This window comes from Jeongeupia sp. HS-3 (genome assembly GCF_015140455.1).
In the GTDB taxonomy this organism is placed as follows: Bacteria; Pseudomonadota; Gammaproteobacteria; order Burkholderiales; family Chitinibacteraceae; genus Jeongeupia.
Map to the genome: position 1 here is coordinate 2,631,716 of NZ_AP024094.1, position 20,663 is coordinate 2,652,378.

The 20,663-nt window shown below is 59.2% G+C and carries 21 protein-coding genes and 1 tRNA gene; 15 read left to right on the forward strand and 7 right to left on the reverse strand.

Annotation, left to right across the window (positions count from 1 at the left end; all coding sequences use genetic code 11):
- The first annotated feature begins 1 nt into the window (after position 1).
- The 14 genes from JLC71_RS12560 (at position 2) to cysN (ending at position 14,977) form a co-directional block, all read left to right on the forward strand.
- Positions 2 to 565: a hypothetical protein gene (locus JLC71_RS12560; protein WP_200915805.1), complete on the forward strand. Its 564-nt coding sequence runs from the start codon at positions 2 to 4 to the stop codon at positions 563 to 565.
- On the forward strand, positions 549 to 1,898 hold the full coding sequence (locus JLC71_RS12565) for a PelD GGDEF domain-containing protein (RefSeq protein WP_200915806.1): 1,350 nt from the start codon (positions 549 to 551) through the stop codon (positions 1,896 to 1,898). Before JLC71_RS12560 ends, JLC71_RS12565 begins: the two co-directional genes overlap by 17 nt.
- Positions 1,895 to 2,872, forward strand: a complete 978-nt coding sequence (locus JLC71_RS12570) for a tetratricopeptide repeat protein (protein ID WP_200915807.1) — start codon at positions 1,895 to 1,897, stop codon at positions 2,870 to 2,872. The genes JLC71_RS12565 and JLC71_RS12570 overlap by 4 nt, the downstream gene beginning before the upstream one ends.
- Positions 2,869 to 4,389, forward strand: coding sequence for a GT4 family glycosyltransferase PelF (gene pelF, locus JLC71_RS12575; RefSeq protein ID WP_200915808.1), 1,521 nt, complete (start codon positions 2,869 to 2,871; stop codon positions 4,387 to 4,389). Before JLC71_RS12570 ends, pelF begins: the two co-directional genes overlap by 4 nt.
- A complete protein-coding gene (pelG, locus tag JLC71_RS12580; RefSeq protein WP_200915809.1) occupies positions 4,389 to 5,759 on the forward strand; it encodes an exopolysaccharide Pel transporter PelG in 1,371 nt (456 codons plus the stop codon). The genes pelF and pelG overlap by 1 nt, the downstream gene beginning before the upstream one ends.
- Positions 5,760 to 5,822: 63 nt before the next feature.
- Positions 5,823 to 6,548, forward strand: a complete 726-nt coding sequence (rstA, locus tag JLC71_RS12585) for a two-component system response regulator RstA (RefSeq protein ID WP_200915810.1) — start codon at positions 5,823 to 5,825, stop codon at positions 6,546 to 6,548.
- 267 nt (positions 6,549 to 6,815) lie between these two features.
- On the forward strand, positions 6,816 to 8,117 hold the full coding sequence (locus JLC71_RS12590) for an ATP-binding protein (protein WP_200915811.1): 1,302 nt from the start codon (positions 6,816 to 6,818) through the stop codon (positions 8,115 to 8,117).
- Between the two features lie 152 nt (positions 8,118 to 8,269).
- Positions 8,270 to 8,893 carry a hypothetical protein gene (locus JLC71_RS12595; RefSeq protein WP_200915812.1) on the forward strand — a complete coding sequence of 208 codons (624 nt, stop codon included), beginning with the start codon at positions 8,270 to 8,272 and terminating at the stop codon, positions 8,891 to 8,893.
- A 70-nt stretch (positions 8,894 to 8,963) separates the two neighbouring features.
- Complete coding sequence (locus JLC71_RS12600) at positions 8,964 to 9,737, forward strand: trypsin-like serine peptidase (protein WP_200915813.1); 774 nt, start codon at positions 8,964 to 8,966, stop codon at positions 9,735 to 9,737.
- Positions 9,738 to 9,861: 124 nt separating this feature from the next.
- The gene (locus JLC71_RS12605; protein ID WP_200918356.1) at positions 9,862 to 11,118 is read left to right on the forward strand and encodes a glutamate-5-semialdehyde dehydrogenase; all 1,257 of its coding nucleotides are present in this window, start codon (positions 9,862 to 9,864) and stop codon (positions 11,116 to 11,118) included.
- A 58-nt stretch (positions 11,119 to 11,176) separates the two neighbouring features.
- Positions 11,177 to 11,809 (forward strand): nicotinate-nucleotide adenylyltransferase, encoded by a 633-nt coding sequence (gene nadD, locus JLC71_RS12610; RefSeq protein ID WP_200915814.1) that lies wholly within the window; start codon positions 11,177 to 11,179, stop codon positions 11,807 to 11,809.
- A gap of 7 nt (positions 11,810 to 11,816) precedes the next feature.
- Positions 11,817 to 12,188, forward strand: coding sequence for a ribosome silencing factor (gene rsfS / locus JLC71_RS12615; RefSeq protein WP_200915815.1), 372 nt, complete (start codon positions 11,817 to 11,819; stop codon positions 12,186 to 12,188).
- 188 nt (positions 12,189 to 12,376) lie between these two features.
- The gene (gene cysD / locus JLC71_RS12620) at positions 12,377 to 13,303 is read left to right on the forward strand and encodes a sulfate adenylyltransferase subunit CysD (RefSeq protein WP_200915816.1); all 927 of its coding nucleotides are present in this window, start codon (positions 12,377 to 12,379) and stop codon (positions 13,301 to 13,303) included.
- Positions 13,304 to 13,537: 234 nt separating this feature from the next.
- Complete coding sequence (cysN, locus tag JLC71_RS12625) at positions 13,538 to 14,977, forward strand: sulfate adenylyltransferase subunit CysN (RefSeq protein WP_200915817.1); 1,440 nt, start codon at positions 13,538 to 13,540, stop codon at positions 14,975 to 14,977.
- A 30-nt stretch (positions 14,978 to 15,007) separates the two neighbouring features.
- Here cysN and JLC71_RS12630 read toward each other — a convergent pair whose 3' ends face one another.
- The 5 genes from JLC71_RS12630 to JLC71_RS12650 all read right to left on the reverse strand — a co-directional run bounded on the left by JLC71_RS12630 (position 15,008) and on the right by JLC71_RS12650 (position 19,404).
- Positions 15,008 to 15,319, reverse strand: a complete 312-nt coding sequence (locus JLC71_RS12630) for a hypothetical protein (protein ID WP_200915818.1) — start codon at positions 15,317 to 15,319, stop codon at positions 15,008 to 15,010.
- On the reverse strand, positions 15,297 to 16,526 hold the full coding sequence (locus JLC71_RS12635) for a spermine/spermidine synthase domain-containing protein (protein ID WP_200915819.1): 1,230 nt from the start codon (positions 16,524 to 16,526) through the stop codon (positions 15,297 to 15,299). Before JLC71_RS12635 ends, JLC71_RS12630 begins: the two co-directional genes overlap by 23 nt.
- Positions 16,526 to 17,137, reverse strand: a complete 612-nt coding sequence (locus JLC71_RS12640; RefSeq protein WP_200915820.1) for a fused MFS/spermidine synthase — start codon at positions 17,135 to 17,137, stop codon at positions 16,526 to 16,528. Before JLC71_RS12640 ends, JLC71_RS12635 begins: the two co-directional genes overlap by 1 nt.
- Before the next feature lie 20 nt (positions 17,138 to 17,157).
- Complete coding sequence (locus JLC71_RS12645; protein WP_200915821.1) at positions 17,158 to 18,858, reverse strand: phosphoethanolamine transferase; 1,701 nt, start codon at positions 18,856 to 18,858, stop codon at positions 17,158 to 17,160.
- A gap of 63 nt (positions 18,859 to 18,921) precedes the next feature.
- Positions 18,922 to 19,404, reverse strand: coding sequence for a pilin (locus JLC71_RS12650; RefSeq protein ID WP_200918357.1), 483 nt, complete (start codon positions 19,402 to 19,404; stop codon positions 18,922 to 18,924).
- 274 nt (positions 19,405 to 19,678) lie between these two features.
- On the opposite strand from JLC71_RS12650, the gene JLC71_RS12655 reads away from it, so the two are divergent.
- Positions 19,679 to 19,754: transfer RNA gene (locus JLC71_RS12655), tRNA-Thr, on the forward strand.
- Positions 19,755 to 19,893: 139 nt separating this feature from the next.
- Here JLC71_RS12655 and JLC71_RS12660 read toward each other — a convergent pair.
- Together JLC71_RS12660 and JLC71_RS12665 are read right to left on the reverse strand one after the other, a co-directional pair.
- Positions 19,894 to 20,220 carry a nucleotidyltransferase family protein gene (locus JLC71_RS12660; RefSeq protein ID WP_200915822.1) on the reverse strand — a complete coding sequence of 109 codons (327 nt, stop codon included), beginning with the start codon at positions 20,218 to 20,220 and terminating at the stop codon, positions 19,894 to 19,896.
- Positions 20,217 to 20,636 (reverse strand): HI0074 family nucleotidyltransferase substrate-binding subunit, encoded by a 420-nt coding sequence (locus tag JLC71_RS12665; protein ID WP_200915823.1) that lies wholly within the window; start codon positions 20,634 to 20,636, stop codon positions 20,217 to 20,219. Before JLC71_RS12665 ends, JLC71_RS12660 begins: the two co-directional genes overlap by 4 nt.
- Positions 20,637 to 20,663: the final 27 nt, after the last annotated feature.

Below are 20,663 nucleotides of genomic sequence, written 5' to 3' on the forward strand. Positions count from 1 at the left end.
CATGCAAAGACTCACCGTTTCCCTGCTTGGCCGGCTGGCGGCACTGTGCCTGATGTTGGGCCTGTCGGCCTGTGCCGTCGTCGACGTCTCGACAAGCGCACCGCTGCCGGCCAAGGCGCAATGGGCGATGCTGCCCATCGTCAATCACACCGAAACCCCGCTGGCCGGCCTGCGCGCCGAAGCCATCCTCCAGCCCTTGCTGCACCAGCGCGGCTTGAGCGATTTGCGCCCTTATCCGAGCAGCCTGTCGAAGGACACCATGCTGGCACCGGACGAGCGCGCGACGCTCGACGCCGCGCGCAACTGGGCCAAGGAGGAAGGCCTGCGTTACGCCATCGGCGGCAGCGTCGACGAATGGCGCTACAAGGTCGGTATCGACGGCGAACCGGCGGTGGGCCTGAGCCTGAGCGTCTGGGACCTGCAAACCGGCCAGGTCGTCTGGAGCGGCGTCGGCGGCAAAAGCGGCTTCTCGCGCGAAAGCCTCGCGGCGGTGGCGCAAAAGCTGATGCGCAATCTCATCAACGGCTTGCCATTGTCGGAGCATACCGGTGCTGAAACTCGCTAACTGGGAGTGGCAGGCGCACCTCGTCCAGGCTCGCCAGCCATGGTGGCACTGGACCGAAGCGGTCGCGATGCCGGCCATCGCGCTCGCCCTTGGTGTTTACTTCTGGCCCGCCGATCCCTATGGCGTGACCGCGACCTTTCCATGGTTATGGCTGGCGCCACTGCTGGTGACCTTGCGCTACGGCATGCTGCCGGGCCTGGCAGCATCGGCCGTATTGCTGGTCTGTTGGCCGATACTCGTTCGTGGCGCCCCCGTTCCACCCGGCTACTTCATCGGCGGCTTGATCATGGTCATGATCGCCGGCCAGTACTGCAGCGCTTGGCGCACCCGGGTACGCCGGGTCGAGGAGCTGAACCTCTATCTCGACGAGCGGTTCGACCGGCTCGCGCGCCAGCATCATCTGCTGCGGCTGTCGCACGAACGGCTGGAGCAGAATCTCATCAGCCGACCGGTCACCTTGCGTGATGCGCTGGCACGACTACGCGGCCTGCTCGATGAAAACCACAGCCGGGGCGGGCTGCCGGTCGGTCAGGCGTTTCTCGACTTCATGGCGCAGTTCTGCCAGCTCGAAGCCGCGGCGCTGTTTGAATGGCGCAACGGCAAACTCGTTGAAGCGCCGGCAGCACTGATCGGCAACGATCCTCACTACCGCTGCGACGACGCCCTGCTTGTCTACGCCATCCGCCATCGCGCGCTTTGCCATATCCAGACCGAAACGCTGGAGAGTACCGAAACCGAACTACTGGTCGCCGTACCGCTGCGCAACAGCGTCGGCACGACGCTTGGCGTGCTCGCGATCAAGCGCATGCCCTTTTTTGCACTCAATGACGACACGCTGCAAATGATCTCGGTGCTGTCGGCCTACTATGCCGAGCAGGTCTCGGTGCGCAAGCTGGCGGCCCCCTTGCTCGAAGCGCTACCCGATTGCCCGGCCAGCTTTGCCTATGAGCTCTTCAATTTGCAGCGCGTCCAGCGCGAAAGCGGCCTGACCAGCACCATCGTTGTGCAGTTCTTTCGCAGCAGCGCCCAGCAACACGATATTTTCAATGCGGTCTTGCGCAGCCAGCGCGGGCTCGATCAGATCTGGGCGATCGAAAACCAGCCGACCCACGCGCTGATCACACTGATGCCGCTGTCGACGGTCAAGGTGGTCGATGGCTATATCGCCCGGGTCGAGACGCTGATCCGGGAACGCTTCGGCAAAACGCTGGCGCAAGCCGGAATCAGCTACCACAGCGTCACCCTGTCCAAGCCGGACGCATGGATCCAGCTTCAGGGCCTGCTACGCGAGAACCGCAGCATCGTGTCTCAGCCGGAAAAGGTGGCCGCGTGAACATCGCCGCCAGCCTGCTGCTCTGGCTGTTCCTGCCGGCGGTCAATCTGGGCGTGCTGATCCACGCCGCCCAAGGCGAACAGATCACGCATGCCGCGCTGTGGCTGCACGCCACGATCGCCAGCGCCGAAATCCTGCTGGCAGGGTACTTGATTCCCGCCGCCCAACGACGTCCGTACCGGCTGACGCTGGCCTTGCTGCTGACCGCCGCGGTGCTGCTGCCGGCCGTGGGCCTGCCCAGCCTGAGCTTCGCCGCATGGCTGGGCGTACGCCAGCGCCACACCGCCGCGCCCCCGCCGTTCCGCATCCTGCCGGCGCCGGTGTTCACCACCCGCAATCGCCGCACCATCAGCTACGGTATGGGCGGCGTACGCATGCGCCTGGCCGATCCGCACACCCAGCCGGAAGCACGGCTATCGGCGCTGCTGACACTCAAATCAATACCAACCCGCCATGCCAGCGAACTGCTGCGCGATCTGCTCGACGATCCGGAAGAAGACTTGCGCTTGCTGGCCTACGGCATGCTAGAAAGCGAGGAAAAACGCCTCGACAAGCAGATCAATGCCGCGCTCGAACGCCATCGCGTCGGTTCCTTCAGCGCCGCGCGCGTGCTGGCCTTTTTGTACTGGGAACTGATCTATCACGATCTGGCGCAAGGAGACGTGCGCGATTTCGCACTGGGCGAGGTCAAACGCTATCTGGACGAAGCGCAGGGCGCGCAGCCGCACGAAGCCGATCTGTGGGTGCTGCGCGGCAAGTTCGCGCTCGGCAACGGCGATCTTGCGCAGGCGCGCGAAGCTTTCGAAACCGCCGGCGCCCTCGGTTATCCCCAGGTGAAACTGCTTCCCTATCTGGCCGAACTCGCCTACGCCCGCCGGGACTTCGCGGCGATGCGTTCGCTGTTTTCCAGCCTCAAGCTGCTGCACGCCAACGATACCTTGCAGCCGGTCATGCGCTACTGGAGCCGCCAATGATCACCGACCATCCCCGTCAAGCCGTCGATGTCTGCCTTTTGCTCGAAGGCACTTTTCCCTATGTCAGCGGCGGGGTATCCAGCTGGGTCAGGCAGATCATCTGCGGCTTTCCCGAGCTCAGTTTCGGCATCGTTTTTCTCGGCAGCCGCCGCCAGGATTACGGCGAAATGCAATACACGCTGCCCGATAACGTCATCTGGCTGAGTTGCCATTACTTGCACGACGTCCGCGACAACGAGCAACCGCATGCGCGCCATGGCGACACGGCCGAGTTCGAGATCATCGCCAAGGCGCACGCGCACTTTCGTACCCCCAACGATCTGGATACCTCGCCCGAAGCGGTCGAAAAAATGCTGGAACGCCTGTTCGACGGCCTGATGGCCCGGCGAGACTTCCTCTTCAGCAAAGCGGCGTGGCATTACATCTGCGAGCAGTACCGCTTGCACTCGACCGACCCGTCTTTCGTCGACTACTTCTGGACCATCCGCGCCATGCACGCGCCGATCTGGCTGCTGGCCGATATCGCCGGGCGGCTGCCACCGGCCAGGCTCTATCACACCGTATCGACCGGCTACGCCGGCTTTCTTGGTGCGCTGCTCAAGCGCCGCACCGGCACGCCACTGCTGTTATCGGAGCACGGCATCTACACCAAGGAGCGCAAGATCGATCTGTATCAGAACGAGTGGATCCGCGACAACCGCAACGTATTCGAGCGTGAAGCCAGCCGCATCGGCTACTTCCGCGAACTGTGGATCCGCTTTTTCGAGCAAATCGGCCGGCAGTGCTACAAAGCCGCCGACGAGATCGTCGCGCTGTACGAAACCAACCGGCAGCGGCAGATCCGCGACGGCGCCGATGCCGCCCGCACCCGTTTGGTGCCGAACGGCATCGACCTCGAGCGGCTCGCACCGCTGCGCGCGCAACGCGGCGATACGATTCCACCGGTGCTGTGCCTGATCGGCCGGGTCGTGCCGATCAAGGATGTCAAAACCTTCATCCGCGCCATGCGCACCGTGGTGAATCGTCGCCCCGACGCCGAAGCGTGGATCGCCGGCCCCGAGGACGAGGCCCCCGAATACGCCCGCGAATGCCACGAACTCGCGGTCAGCCTTGGTCTCGCCGACAAGGTCCATTTCCTCGGCTTCCAGCGCATCGACGCACTACTGCCGAAGATCGGCGTCGTCGTACTCAGCTCGATTTCCGAAGCGCTGCCGCTGGTGCTGCTGGAAGGCTACGCCGCCGGCGTGCCGGCGATGTCGACCGACGTCGGCGCTTGCCGGCAACTGGTGTACGGCCACGGTGTCGAGGATGAAGCACTCGGCGCATCGGGCCGCATCGTTGGCGTTGCCGACCCGCAAGCACTGGCCGAGGCCGCACTTAAGCTGCTCGAACCCGAACACTGGCATCCGGCACAAGCGGCTGCCATCGCCCGGGTTGAACGCTATTACACCCAGACGCAGATGTTCGCCAGCTATCGCGAGCTGTACCGGCCCGCCCTTGTCGTGGAGATGGCCTGATGGCGGGAATCGGCTTCGAATTGCGCAGATTGCTGCGCCGAGAAAGCTACCTCGGCCAGCTGCAGGCCTATGCCTACGCCGGGCTGATCAGCGCCGGGCCGTGGATTCTGTCCATCATCGGCGTACAGCTGATCGGTCTGCTCAGACTGACGGTGGTGATCCCGAAAATCGCCATCGAACAGTTCCAGGTCTCGGTGACCTGGCTGCTCGCCGCCAGCCTCATCGTTACCGGCCCCTTGCAGCTGGCCTTCACCCGCTACATCGCCGACCAGCTGTACCGCAAACTGGACGATCAGGTGCTGCCCAACTTTGTCGGCGCCCAGTTCGTCACCCTGCTCGTGGCCGGTACGCTGGCGCTGGCACTGTGCTTCACCGCGTTCGCGCACGAGCCGATCGGCTACCGCTTGCTGATGTTCAACGGCTTTGTACTGCTCTGCCTGATCTGGATTGCCGCAGTCTTCCTGTCGGGCATGAAGCGCTATCTCGCTATCGTGCTGGTGTTCGCGCTTGGCTATGGCGCCACCGTGATCATCGCGCTGTGGCTGCGACCATGGGGAATGCAGGGCCTGCTTGCCGGTTTTGTCGCCGGGCATACACTGCTCGCCGGTGGGCTGTGGTTTCTGGTGTGGCAGAACTATCCGTCCCGACAACTGATCTCGCTGCAGTTCATGCGCCGCGGCCAGATGTATCCGGCGCTGATCCTCACCGGTCTTTTCTACAACCTCGGCATCTGGCTGGACAAGTTCATTTTCTGGATCCACCCGGGCACCAGTCAGGCGGTCATCGGCCCGCTGCGCGCATCGCCGATCTACGATTTCCCGATCTTCCTCGCCTACCTGTCGATCATTCCCGGCATGGCGGTGTTTCTGGTGCGGATCGAAACCGATTTCGTCGACTACTACAACCGCTTTTTCGACGCGGTGCGCGAAGGCGGCTCGCTTGAACAACTGGAAACCTACCGCAACGAGATGGTGTTCTCGATCCGCCAGGGCCTGGCCGAGATCGCCAAGATCCAGGGGCTGGCGATGCTGGTCACCTATATGCTCGCCGGCGAGATTTTCGCCTGGCTCGGCCTGTCGCCGCTGTACCTGCCGCTGCTGTACGTCGACGTTTTCGCCGCCGGCCTGCAGGTGGCGCTGCTGGCGGTGCTGAACGTGTTCTTCTACCTCGATGCCCGGCGCATCGTGCTCGGGCTGACCGCGCTGTTCGTCGTCGCCAACGCCGTCCTCAGCTGGCTGTCGATCCAGCTCGGCTCCAGCTGGTACGGCTACGGTTTTGCGCTGGCGCTGCTGCTAACCGTGACCACGGGTTTGCTTTTGCTCAACCGCAAGCTGGATCGGCTTGAGTACGAGACCTTCATGCTGCGGTAAACTCGTCGGCACGCGCCGCCGGGGGTTCACCCTGCCGCGGCGGGATGCACCAAGGATGTCCGCATGACCCAAACCATACTGTTCGTCGAGGATGATCTCGAACTTGCCGGCCTGATCGGCGGTTTTTTGCGCTCGTTCGAATTCGAGGTCGATCACGTCGCCGACGGCAACGACGTGATCGAGCGCGTCCGGGCCAACCCGCCGGCGCTGGTGCTGCTCGATGTGATGCTGCCCGGCAAGGACGGGCTGACGATCTGCCGCGAGCTGCGCGAGTTCTACACCGGCCCGGTGGTGATCCTGACCTCGCTCAATAGCGATATGAACCAGATCCTCGGCTTCGAGATCGGCGCGTCCGACTACGTGGTCAAAACCACGCCGCCGGCGGTGCTGCTGGCGCGGATTCGCGCCCATCTGCGCAGCACGCCATCGTCGACCCAGCTCACCGCCGCCCCGGCCGCGGCCGGCGAGCGCAGCACGCTGAATTTCGGCAAGCTCACCGTCGATCTGCGCAACCGCACCGCCAACTATCAGGGCGAGCCGCTGGGGCTGTCGACCGGCGATTTCGACCTGTTGTGGGAGCTGTCCAGCCACGCCGGCGACATCCTCTCGCGCGATCACCTGCTGAAGAAGCTGCGCGGCATCGACTACGACGGGCTCGATCGCAGCATCGACGTGGCGATCTCGCGGCTGCGCAAAAAGCTCGACGACGATCCGCACGAGCCACGCAAGATCAAGACCATCCGTCACAAGGGCTACCTCTTCGCCACCGACATCTGGTGGCAAGAGTAGTGGCACGGACGGCTACGCCGGCTTGCCACTGCGTCGGGCGCTCCTCGCAGTCCTCATGGGCAAACAGCCCATTCCGGCTGCTGCGGTGCTGCCTCCTTGTCGCAAACCGGCTCGCTCGTCCCGATACTGCGTCGCGCAGCGAACCTGTTCGCCCCAACGAACAACGGCGAGTGATCTTCCGCAGCGCATTCGGCCGTGAACGCGCAGCGACGACAGCACACAACCGCGCTGACAAGATGCGCAGCCGAGAGCACGATGGAATGAGTAATGCGTAAGCTATTTTTGCGCTTCTACCTAACCGTCGTCATCTGCTTCCTCGCCGCCGCCCTGTTGGTCGGCTCGTTCTACAAGCACATGATCGAGCGCACCAACGAGCGCTATCTGACCGATATTTTCCAGTCGACGATCACCATCATCGAAGAAGAACTCGGTGATCTGCCGCAATCCCTGTGGCACGACGAGATCAGCCGGCTGCGCGGCAAGTTGCCGGTGCCGGTACAGGTCGAGGCGCTCGACGCCTACGTCCTCAGCCCGGACAACCGCGTCGCGCTCGCGTCGGGCGACATCATTCTGGTCGCCGATGCCGGGTTCTATCTGCACCGCATCCCCAGAACCGATCTGATGGTGGTACTCGGCCCGGTGTCGTATCTGGAGCGGCTCGACAATATTTCCTGGCCCGACATCGTCGCGCTGGCGCTGATGTGCCTGGCGCTGGGCCTGCCGACCTGGCTGTGGCTGCGGCCGTTCTGGCGCGATTTGCTGGCGATGATCCGCCAGAGCCGCAAGGTCGGCACCGGCGACTTCAGCGTGCGCGTCTCGCTCGATGAAGCCTCGCCGCTGGCGCCGCTAGGGGCGACCTTCAACCGGATGGCGCACGATGTCGAGGAACTGTCGGCCAGCCGGCAGGCGATGATCGATGCGATTTCGCACGATCTGCGCACCCCGCTGGCACGACTGCGCTACCGGCTGGAGGCGCTGAAGGCCGGCGCCGGCAGCGACGACATCGCCGCAGGCATGAACCGCGACCTCGACAATATCGACGCGCTGATCGAGGAATGGCTGACCTTGCGCAGCCTCGAAGCCAGCAAGCTTTCGATGGAGTTGCAGCCGCTGGAAATCCTGCCGTGGCTGTCGCGCCAGCTCGACGAACTCAGCGTCTCGGGCAACGCCATTCCGCTGATCAACGCGACACCGGTCAAGGCACCGTGGCTGGCAGCGGATAGTTACTACCTGTCACGCGCGCTCGGCAATCTGGTCAGCAATGCCCGGCGCTACGGCGGCGGCCGCGTCGAGGTCACGCTGGCCTGGGCCGACGGCATCGCGCAATTGATCGTCGATGACGACGGCCCGGGCATCCCGCAGGAAGCGCGCGCACGGCTGGTCAAGGCCTTCGAGCGGCTCGAAGGCAGCCGCAACCGCAGCAGCGGCGGCTTCGGCCTGGGGCTGGCCATCGTCGCGATGATCATGCGCGGCCATGGCGGCGAACTGCGTATCGAGGATGCACCGCTCGGCGGCGCCCGCCTGCTGCTGTCGTGGCCGACGACACTGCGTGATGCCGGCAAGCTCTAGCCAGCCGCTCGCCCGCTATCCATCATCTTTCCAGCTCACGCCACGTACACGGCGTTACACGTCGCTACCAAGCGCGCATCGACCTTGTAAGCCGGTTTTCTGATAATCGCCTCCAACACAAGACGTGTTCTTCTTACTTGGAAACAATCATCATGAAAAAACTGATCGCCGTTCTCGTTGCTGGTGTGTTCGCTACTGCCGCCGCCGCTGGCATCGCTGCTAATGCTTCGCCGGCTTCCAGCGTCAAGGCTGTGAAGGTTGAAAAGCACGCCCACAAGAAGGGCGCTTCGGTTGCTTCGGCAGCACAAAAGGCTCAAGCCAAGAAGGCAGCTTCGACCGCTTCGGCAGCACAAAAGGCTCAAGCCAAGAAGGCAGCTTCGGCCGCTTCGGCAGTGCAAAAGGCCCAAGCCAAGAAGGCAGCTTCGGCCGCTTCGGCCGCTTCGGCAGTGCAAAAGGCTCAAGCCAAGAAGGCAGCTTCGGCCGCTTCGGCAGTGCAAAAGGCCCAAGCCAAGAAGGCAGCTTCGACCGCTTCGGCAGTGCAAAAGGCTCAAGCCAAGAAGGCAGCTTCGACCGCTTCGGCAGTGCAAAAGGCTCAAGCCAAGAAGGCAGCTTCGGCCGCTTCGGCAGTGCAAAAGGCCCAAGCCAAGAAGGCAGCTTCGACCGCTTCGGCAGTGCAAAAGGCTCAAGCCAAGAAGGCAGCTTCGGCCGCTTCGGCAGTGCAAAAGGCTCAAGCCAAGAAGGCAGCTTCGGCCGCTTCGGCAGCTGCAGCCAAGTAATACTGGCTCGCATCAGCTAAAAAAAACGGGGACACTGTTCCCGTTTTTTGCATTTTCAGGATTGCAGATCTTGCGTTCCCTCGTTTTTCTCCTGCTGAGCACACTCAGCCTCACCGCGCACGCCGACCAGAACAGTGAGTACAAGGCGCTGTTCTTCGGCCAGGACAACCGCGTCGCCATCGCCGCGCCTTATGCCGCGCCGTACGCCGCGATCGGCCAGCTTGAAACCCGCGCCGCCAGCACCTGTACCGCCACGCTGGTCGCACCCGATCTCGCCGTCACCGCCGCGCATTGCTTCCTGATGGACAAGGGCAAGCTCGACGCCGGCCGCTGGTTCAAGGCCGGTTTCCACAAGGGCAAATACCAAGCGCGTTATCGCGTCGTCGATCAGGTGTTCCACCCCAAATTCCGTGCCGGCCTCGTCTACAAGGGTGATGACGTTTACATCGAACCTTCGGCCGCGCGCTACGATATCGCCTGGCTCAAGCTCGAACGCGCCGACGGTGCCGCACCGGCACCGATCCCGCTGTTCAACGGCGATCGCCAGACACTGGCGCAAGCACTCAAAACCGCCGGCAACAAAGCCACGCAAGCCGGATTCGCCGAAGACCACGACGATATCCTCACCGCGCATCGCGGCTGCCGCATCACGCGCTTCCGCAGCAACAACACGCTCTATCATCGTTGCGACACGCTCTCGGGCGACTCGGGCTCGCCGCTGTTCATCGACACCGCCGACGGCCCGCAACTGATCGCGGTGCAAAGCTCGGCGCCGGACTGGTTCAACCGCAAGAAGGCCGACAACGTCGCCGTGACCGTGCTGCAACTGCCCGAACGCCCCTGAGCCGATTCGGAGGCGACGCCCGCGCATCCCGGCCTCGTGCGATGCTCGACGTCCGGGACGGGCTGCCAAACGCGGTTTTCGGTAGAATGGACCGATTCGATTGGAGTGTGTCGCGATGGATACGATGGATATCAAAAGCTATATGCACGAAGTCGGCCGCCAGGCGCGTGCCGCCAGCCGCGCCATGGCCAAGGCCAATACCGGCGCCAAGAACGCAGCGCTGAACGCGATCGCCGACGCGGTGGTGCGTGATGCCGCCGACCTGCTCGCCGCCAATGCGCGCGATATGGCGCAAGCGCGCGCCGATGGCCTTGATGCCGCGCTGCTCGACCGGCTGCAGCTGACCGACAAAACCATCGCCACCATGGCCGAGGGACTGCGGCAGATCGCCGCGCTGCCCGATCCGATCGGCAATATGGGCGACTTCAAGTACCGGCCGAGCGGCATCCAGGTCGGCAAGATGCGCGTGCCGCTGGGCGTGATCGGCATCATTTACGAAGCCCGCCCGAACGTCACCGCCGATGCGGCCGGCCTGTGCATCAAATCCGGCAACGCCACCATCCTGCGCGGCGGCCGTGAAGCATTTCACTGCAATCAGGCGATAGCCAAACTGGTCAAGGAAGGTCTGGAAACCGCCGGCCTGCCGGCCGCGGCGGTGCAGATCGTCGAAACCCCCGATCGCGCCGCCGTGGGCGAGCTGATCACCATGACCGAATTCGTCGACGTGATCGTGCCGCGTGGCGGCAAGAGCCTGATCGCCCGGATCGCCGCCGACGCACGCGTGCCGGTGATCAAGCATCTGGACGGCATTTGTCATGTGTATATCGACGACGAAGCCGATCCGGAAAAAGCCATCCGCATCGCCGACAACGCCAAGACCCACCGTTACGCGCCGTGCAACACGATGGAGACGCTGCTGGTGAACGACACCGTTGCCGAGCTGATCCTGCCGCCGCTGGCCGAAATCTACCGCGCCAAGGGCGTCGAGCTGCGCGGCTGCGCCAAGACCCGCGACATCCTGCCCGACGCCTTGGTCGCGACCGAGGAAGACTGGCGCACCGAATATCTGGCACCGATTCTGGCGATCAAGATCGTCGCCGATCTGGACGAAGCGATCGACCATATCAACACCTATGGCTCGCACCACACCGATGCCATCGTCACCGAGAACTACACCAAATCGCGGCGCTTCCTGCGCGAAGTCGATTCGGCCTCGGTGATGGTCAACGCCTCGACCCGTTTTGCCGACGGCTTCGAGTACGGCCTCGGCGCCGAAATCGGCATCTCGACCGACAAGATCCACGCCCGCGGCCCGGTCGGCCTTGAAGGGCTGACCAGCGAGAAGTGGATCGTGCTCGGCGACGGCGAAATCCGCGTTTAAGCCAGATCGACACGCAACGGCCCGTCCACGCGGCGGGCCGTTTGCTTTAATGACAACGATGAAAACACTCGGCATCTACGGCGGCAGCTTCGACCCGATCCACAACGGCCACCTCGCGTTCGCGCGCTGCCTGCGCGATACCTTTGCGCTGCCCGAGGTCAGGCTGATCCCGACCGGCCTGCCGCCGCATCGCGCCGCCTCGCGCATTTCGCCGCAGCAGCGTTTTGACTGGGTAAAGCTGGCGCTGGCCGGTGAATCCGGTCTCACCGCCGACGACCGAGAGATCCGCCGCGATGGTTACTGCTACACCGTCGACACGCTGACCGAGCTGCAGGCCGAGTATCCGGACACCTTGCTGGTGTGGCTGATCGGTGCCGATTCGCTCGCCGATCTGCCCGCTTGGCACCGCTGGCAGGCACTGCTGGATCTCGGCCACCTCGTGGTCGCGCCACGGCCGGGCTTTGATTTTGGCCGCTTATCCGGCGAAATTGGCCGTGAATATGCCAAACGGCTGGTAACAGCCGCACCCGAAGCGCTGGCTCGCGGTAAAATCAGCCGATTACCGAGCCCGCTGACGACGATTTCGTCGACCGAACTACGCGCAAAGCTGGCGAATGGCGACGACATATCGGCACTGACGCCGATTGCAGACGAACTCGCCGCCAGCGGCCTCTACCAGCATCCACCTTAGGAACAACATGAACGAATTTACCCAAGCGATGCGCGACGTTGCCGTCGCCGCGCTCGAAGACATCAAGGGCAAGGAAATCCTCGCCCTCGACACCACCGACCTGACCGACCTGTTCGACTGCATGGTCGTCTGCTCCGGCGATTCGAACCGCCAAGTCCGCGCACTGGCCAATAATGTTCGCGAAGAACTCAAGGGCAAGGGTTACGACATCGTCGGCACCGAAGGCGAAGAGAACGGCGACTGGGTACTGGTCGACGCCGGCGAACTGGTCGTGCACGTGATGCTGCCGGCGGTACGCGATTACTACGATCTGGAACAATTGTGGGGCGGCCAGAAGCCGACCTTCAACCCGCTCGGCAAGAACTGGAGCGCGGTTTAAGTACTGCGGTGTTTCGCCCCGAAGAGCCCGGCCCTGCCGGGCTTTTTGCTGTCCGCCGTACCGACGAGGCAAGGGATAACGCTTCCCATATCCTTATAACCAGCGATTCTTTATGGGCTGGTTTTATTACGGTAAATTCACACTTATCCGTATTGTCCCGGCCCGAGATGGGCCCGCCGTGGAGCACCATGAATCTTGTAAGTGAAGCGAGGCTGACTCACCTCAAGCAGCTTGAAGCCGAGTCGATCCACATCATCCGCGAAGTCGCCGCCGAGTTTGATAACCCGGTGATGCTGTATTCGATCGGCAAGGATTCGGCCGTGATGCTGCATTTGGCCAAGAAAGCGTTCGCGCCGGGCAAGCCGCCGTTTCCGCTGATGCACGTGGATACGACGTGGAAATTCCGCGATATGTACACGCTGCGCGAAAAGCAGATCCTTGAGGGCTGGAACCTGATCACCTACGTGAACGAGGAAGGCGTCAAAGCCGGCATCAACCCGTTCACCGCCGGCAGCGCCAAGCACACCGACGTGATGAAGACCGAGGGCCTAAAGCAGGCGCTGAACAAGTACGGCTTCGATGCCGCCTTCGGTGGCGCGCGCCGCGACGAGGAAAAGAGCCGTGCCAAGGAGCGCGTCTACAGTTTCCGCGACAAGAATCACCGTTGGGATCCGAAGAGCCAGCGCCCCGAGCTGTGGAACATCTACAACTCGCGCATCGACAAGGGTGAATCGATCCGCGTGTTTCCGATCTCGAACTGGACCGAGCTCGACATCTGGCAATACATCTATCTCGAAAACATCGAGATCGTGCCGCTGTACTTCTCGGCCGAGCGGCCGGTGGTGAACCTGAACGGCACGCTGGTGATGATCGACGACGACCGCATTCTCGAATACCTGACGCCCGAGCAGAAGGCCAGCATCACCACCAAATCGGTGCGCTTTCGCACGCTGGGCTGTTATCCGCTCACCGGCGCGGTCGAATCCACCGCCGCGACGCTGCCGGAAATCATCCAGGAAATGCTGCTGGCAACCACCAGCGAGCGCCAGGGCCGGATGATCGACCACGATTCCAGTGGTTCGATGGAGAAGAAAAAGATGGAAGGCTACTTCTAAAACTTGCCCATCCACTTGCTGCGCGGCGCCATGCCGGCGTTGTGCGCGCCTCGCCATCCTCAGGTACTTTTCGTACGTTGCGGTGGCTGCGGTGCTGACGCCTTGGCCTGAAGCCGCTCTCAGAAATGTAGGGTGGGTTAGGCCAAAGGCCGTAACCCACCGCAGCGATACTCTTACGATTGCCCGGTGGGTTACGCCGCAAGACGGCTAACCCACCCTACGCGAGATCACACCATGTCCCACCAATCCGACCTGATCGCCAGCGACATCCTCGCTTACCTCAAGCAGCATGAGAACAAAGACATGCTGCGCTTCATCACCTGCGGCAATGTCGACGACGGCAAATCGACCTTGATCGGCCGGCTGCTGCACGACTCGAAGCTGATCTTTGAAGACCAGCTCGCGGCGATCCAGAAAGACAGCCAAAAGTACAACACCACCGACCAGGAAATCGATCTGGCGCTGCTGGTCGACGGCCTGCAGGCCGAGCGCGAGCAAGGCATCACCATCGACGTCGCCTATCGCTACTTCAGTACCGACAAGCGCAAATTCATCATCGCCGATTGCCCGGGGCACGAGCAGTACACGCGCAATATGGCCACCGGCGCATCGACCTGCGATCTGGCGATCATCCTCATCGACGCGCGCTACGGCGTGCAGACGCAGACGCGCCGCCACAGCAATATCGTCTCGCTGCTTGGCATTCAGCACGTGGTGGTCGCGGTCAACAAGATGGATCTGGTCGATTTCGCCGAAGCGCGCTTCGATGAAATCCGCCGCGAATACCTCGCCTTCACCCAAGAGCTGAACATCGCCGATGTGCGCTTCGTGCCAATCTCGGCGCTGCGCGGCGATAACGTGGTGAACGCCAGCGACAAAACGCCGTGGTACGGCGGCGAAACGCTGATGCAGTTGCTGGAAAGCGTCGAAGTGAACCGCGACGCCCAGCTCGATGCCTTCCGGCTGCCGGTGCAATACGTCAACCGCCCCAACCTCGACTTCCGCGGCTTCTGCGGCACCATCGCCGCCGGCCACATCGTGCCCGGCGATGAAGTGATCGCGCTGCCGTCGGGCAAGTCGTCCAAGGTCAAGGCCATCGTCACTTACGAGGGCGAACAAGCCGCCGCCTTCGCCGGCCAGGCGATCACGCTGACGCTGGAAGACGAAATCGACGTCAGCCGTGGCGATCTGCTGGTGCGCGCCTGCGACGTGCAACCGACCGTCGCCCAGGCCTTCAGCGCTCATGTGGTGTGGATGAACGAAGCCCCGCTGCTGGTCGGCAAGGAATACCAGTTCAAACTCGGCGGCAAGAGCGTCTACGGCCGCGTCAGCCGCATCGAGCATCGCATCGACGTGAATACGCTGGATAAAGCCAGCGCCGATTCGCTGCAACTGAACGAAATCGCCCTCGTCACCATCGAAACCAACGCCCCGGTGGTCTTCGATCCCTACACCGCCTGCCGCGGCACCGGCAACTTCATCATCATCGACCGGCTATCCAACGCGACCGCCGGTGCGGGGATGATTGTTGCTGCGGCCGAATCACACGGCGTGAGTGGCGAGGCTGATGAATTGGCGAGATTGCGGGCGTTTGAATTGGAGTTGAATGCGTTAGTGCGGAAGCATTTTCCGCATTGGGAAACGCTGGACATAGCAGCAATATATAAGCGTTAAATAAAAAAACGGGCCAACGGCCCGTTTCTTCTATTTGACGCTTAATAGGGATCTACCGTACTTGAATTCCGTCAGCATGTTTTCTTCAGTAATAACATGCAAGTGGCGCCCGGTTTTTCGCTCGACATCTATAGCCTTCAGTATCGGCTCGCTTGAAATAACCTTTGCGAGGGCCTTGGGATAATCAACATTATCACGGAAGTTACCGCTCGTAGCCCAGTCAATCCTTCCGAGAAGGGCCTCCATTCTATCCGTAGAAGTCGGCACTTCCAGTGAACTGTCACTGGCATAAATGAAATTCCGATACTGGAATGCATTTTTAAATGTACTGGAGGCGGTCATGATTGAATCCGGCGACCACGTGCTGTTGAACGCAAACACCCCCCCCCTCCTTTAAATGAGCCTTGGCAATTTCAGCAAAACCCACCCCCAATAAATTGCTAGAATAGGCTCTCCAATGGAAAGTAGTATTCATCAATATGAGATCATATTTCTCACTCGACGCATTGAGCCATTTCCTGCCATCGGCAATATGCAGGTTCACTTTTTCATCCAAAAGCAATCCAGCTACCGATGGGTACCTTTTAATTAGATCAACATAGCCCGGGTTGAGTTCGACGACATCGACTTTCTTGACCGCCGGAAAGTGGCGAATAGCCTCTACCCATGCCCCACCGCTCAAACCGATAACGAGCACCTTGCTCACTTCTGGCCGCAAGAGATAGCTAACATATGCACGGTCAATTTTATTGCTATTCAGAACAACATCTGTATTGATTCTGCCATCGTACACATTACCACCGTAGATAACATCTCCAGCATTAGTATTTCCAAGCGTATATATAATTCCGTAACGATTCTCGATGAGATGAACCAGCGATTCCTCTGCACCATGATCATTTCTGATTAGCGATAGCAGCAATACCGACGGAGAAACCCCACCCAAGAAAAGAAGCACGAGCAGAGCAGCACAAGCACCGATGGAATTCACATATGCCCTCTGCCGATAAAAAATATAAACTCCTAACAAGATCAGGCTTCCACCAAGCAGCACGAATGCTTTTTGTAGCCCCACAAAATCCAACAAGAAGAAACCCACGAAAACGGGGCCAAACGTTGCACCTAGGACATTTGCAAAATATACGTTAGAGATAGATTGCCCCAAATTTGATTTCTCAGCGTTCATACTCCCTAGGTGATGAGCAATCGGAAAGACAACCCCCTTAAGCATCGCTCCGATGAATATCAACGCCATTGTCGTTGGCAGCACTGGCCATAACTCGATCGAGATCGGGTAAAAAAAAGGTGTCAACATATCAATGACACCAGCTACAACCAGAAATTTTGCCGACACTTGCATCAGATTGGAATTGCCTGAGCAGAGCTTTCTTCCAACCCAGGAACCTGCAGCAATGCCAATCAGATAAGATAGCAAGACAATACTGAATGCTTGCGGTAACGAGAACAACCTGAATCCAACAAGTTTGGACCAAACAATTTCCAGACTCAGGCTGGCGAAGCCACTCCAGAAGGCAAGAAATACAGGCATCACACCTTCTCCCTACGAAGGTAAACCACCATTCCAAGCGCAACAATGAAGTTACCCAGAGCAGCCACTCGGATTACATCGGCAATTGTCATGAAATTGAACGCGACAAACCCGGCAAAGACAACGCCTACCGCAGCACCGATTGTATTGACGGTGTAAAGACCACCAATTGCAGAACCTACCTGACTCTTGTCTTTGGAGAAATAGGTTGTTAACAACGGCAATGTCATCCCCATAAGAAATGTAGGCGGCAGCAGCAAAATAAAATTAGCCAGCCCTGGCAACCATATGTTCTCGGCGGGAGTGACTTCACCAAGCCAAAGGATAGCGCGATGACTGACTAATCCAAGTAAACACAGCATTAGTTCAACGCCAACGAATATGTGCAAGCCCCTGCGGCCAGCCTTATCAGCAATTCGACCTCCGGCCCATCCACCAAGCCCTAGCCCCGCCATGAATGCAGACACCAAAATAGTAACTGAATGAACATCGACACCAAAATTGGTAAATAATAGTCGTTGCCAACAAATTTGATAAATGAGACCTGACATCCCTGACAGCATGAATGCAGATATAACTGGAATCGGAATTCTGGCACCTAGCATGTTCATTTTCGTCCTGATTTGAATATCTAAATGGGTTGGCACCGCGATTTTTGCACAACATCGTCATACGATAATTTTCGTTGTCCATTGACCATTCGTTTTTCCTCTTCAAAACTAGCGCTGGATAATGCTTTATCACCACCAAGAGCTGCAGCACGAACTCCTACCAGCCAAGGAAACCCATAAAAAACAGCTTGAGTCGATATTTTTTTGTCTGCATTCTTCAATAAGATCTGAATACTGGACTGATTGATATCAAAAAAAGCCTGATTGTAGTAAACAACGGAGGGAACCTCCAAGCTACTACGTGTCGAATTCCCATGTCCACGCAACTTGCAATCCACCTGCTGTAAATCCTCGCCATGATCCGACGTATACCAGAAAACTGCTGGATTTTTCTGGGATGACAGTAATTTCGCGACATCCGATAACACTCGATCAGTGTATACAATTGTGTTGTCGTAACTATTACTGACCTCTTGGCGGGAAGAAGCGCTTTGAAGCGCAACATCGCCAACATCGTTGAGAGAGGGTCGGAAGATATCGTATTCGCCCGGATAGCGGTGCTTATAATTCCAATGACTACCCAGCATATGAAGAACGACAAAGATGCGCTGTTGATTTCGTTTCAATATTTCTTCTAACTTTCCGGCCAACACACCATCCATGCTACCTGGGCCACTGTACTCGGCCGGATTCAGGTAGAAGCGTTCATTAGCCTCACTGGCGAATTGCGTAATGGGAGAGTCATAGCGGCCATACGTTTGTTGATTGGACACCCAGTACGTGTAGAATCCGGCTTCTTCAAACAGCGAAACGAGACTCTTCTCCGGGAACACCATCGCCGAGGACAATGGCGGCTTCCGTGAAATCATTACTGGAACCGACATTCTCGTCGAATCCCACGGCGTGACCATATCGCGAAGAGCCACCAAATTCCTGATCTTGGCCAGTTCCGGATTGGTCGCTCGTTGGTAACCATATAAAGACCACCTATCTTTCCGGCTTGACTCACCAATAATAAGTACAACAATCTGTTTTTCTGGGCCGATGTATTTTGGATTGAATTTGAATCCAGATTTTTCGTGAATCACATGCAACATGTTTCTCCGCTCATCCAAGTAGCTCAATAGCCTCATATAGATACCGGGAAAGAACGTGCTTTTAAGATCCAAGAACACATCATTCGATGTTTTTTCAGACAGTGCATCTGAAGCCGCATCGGAATTTTTGGGGAACATGGTTGCTTCATGCGCCAATGCCACACCGCCTAACGCACTGGTGCTGAGCAGCAGCAAGATCAGTCGCATCTTCTTGCTCACAGCAGGCCATGCTCTCGCCCATCGACATAACCAGATCACCCCGAACACCCAACATATGCAGATGACCAAGCCCAAGAACCCGCCCAAAGGGGACAAAAACTCTATGGTTTCCGCCAAATTGCTCTCGGCCAGAATTCCATACAGATGTGGCGAGCTTGGCTTTTGGTATAGCCAGATGTAGAGGAACTCAAATGGTGCAAGTAATAGTGCTGGCGCCAAAGCCCACACAAGGTATTTCCAGCGGCCAAGCACAGAAATAAAAAACAGGAATACAAACAGTGAGAGCGCCCATAGTGGGAATTCGCTAGATGTTGCATCAGAAGCCAAATATGTCGCCACGTTGGCAACGGCAAATACGGCAGCCACAACGATGCCGGCATACCGGGAAGCGGTGATCGACCCCAAGCCACCCTCCAGAATACGAAAAAGCCCTCCTTGAACAGGAGGGCTTTTAACAGAAAAATTAAGTTACGACGCAGAGGCGGAAGCCGAACCCGAACCTGCACTCATCTTTTTCACATATTCGACTGCAGCTTTGTTTGTTGAATCCGTAGAGGCCACCCACTTAATACTGGATTCGCCTTCAACCGGAGTCGCGATAAAGGTAATTTTATCGCCCACATCCACGCCAGTACCCAACGCTTTCAGGGTCAATTCGATTTTACCTTCCGTAGCAGAACCCGTAATCGTTGCAGCGCTGACTTCGTTGGTCGCAGCAAAGGTCGTGCCCTTATCGGTCAGTGCGGTAGCATCAGCCGGAAATGTGCCATCGGCCTGAAAAGCCTCGGACATTGCCAGCTTCAGCGGCTCGGCAGCCGAAACCGCGTTCGACATCTTGGCGCGGATCGTATAGTTCTGATACTGCGGAATCGCCACGGCGGCAAGAATACCGATGATCGCCACAACGATCATCAGTTCGATCAGGGTGAAGCCCTGTTGCATCTTTTTCATTTTGCTCATCTCCAACATCTTTGAGTGGGTAGGCTCGGTGGCCAACGCAGCCACTTGCCGCGTGCCAACTACATAAGCAAGGGCTGTGCCAGCTTCCGGCAATCCGCACATTTCTGCGTTCGGCCCTTGGTGTCGTGGCGGGTTTTCCGTATAATCCGGCCGGTTGCTGTTGCGATGCCGTAGGTAGCAACAGTACGAAAGCCAAGCGCAGCAAGGCTTTCCGCGGTGGGGCACTAGCCCGTCCGGACAGGATTCAACACAAGTTTCGGTTTTAGCCGGTGTAGCTCAGTTGGTAGAGCAGCGCATTCGTAATGCGAAGGTCGTAGGTTCGACTCCTATCTCCGGCACCACTTGAAGTGAAAAGGGCAGCTCCTCGGAGCTGCCCTTTTTGCTTTCCACCGTCCCGATGTGACGTTCTGCGGCACCTGTCCTCACCATTTGCGGCAAGCTTGGCCGGCCATGCGCGCAGCGCAGTGGCGGGCATGATGTTTAATCACCTGGTATCTCATCAGTGATCGGAAGCAGATCGGCGCGAATGCTATCCCGAAAGCGCGGGCTGGCATCGGCCCAGTCGAGCAGATCTACCTTGAACGGTAGCGGCGATTCGGTGAATGCTTCGTTCAGTGTCGCGAGCGCCGATAACGGCAATGCCTCGTCGCCCATGATAGCCAGATCAAGATCAGAAAATGGCCGTGCCGTGCCGCGCACGCGTGAACCGAATACGCAGACCTTCCGATCGGGCAGGTGTTGGGCAAGAATACGATAAATGATTTGCCACTGTTCCGGGCTGAGGTCGAGGCCGATTGGCACGGTCATGGCGTAGCAACGGTTCGCGCTTGCAAAGCCAGCAACAAGCCCCGTGCTTCTGCCAGAAAATCCGGTATCAGTATCAGAACCTGCTTGGCCTTGGCTTCATCGTAGGTATGGCTGGTGGTGCCACGCGCCTGACGAAATTCGCGCCAGCGCGGCCAATCCCCCTGTAGCAGACCTTGGGCATTGCCTGCCCGGATCAGATCGGCAAAGGCCATTTCGTGGATTTCTTCGGGATTGGCCGCTGCCTGCGCCAGATAGCGCCGCAACATTTTGTGGGCGATTTCGTAGGTAAATTCAAACCGCTGGATCGTGGCATCGCGATACAGCAGGTTCTCCGGTTCTGCGTGTATGGCATCCAGCGCTTCGGCCAGGCGGTCGATCGCACTGGCTAACGAGGTCAGATCAAGTGGGATCGTCATGACGGCTTCGGCATTCAAAAGAGAACC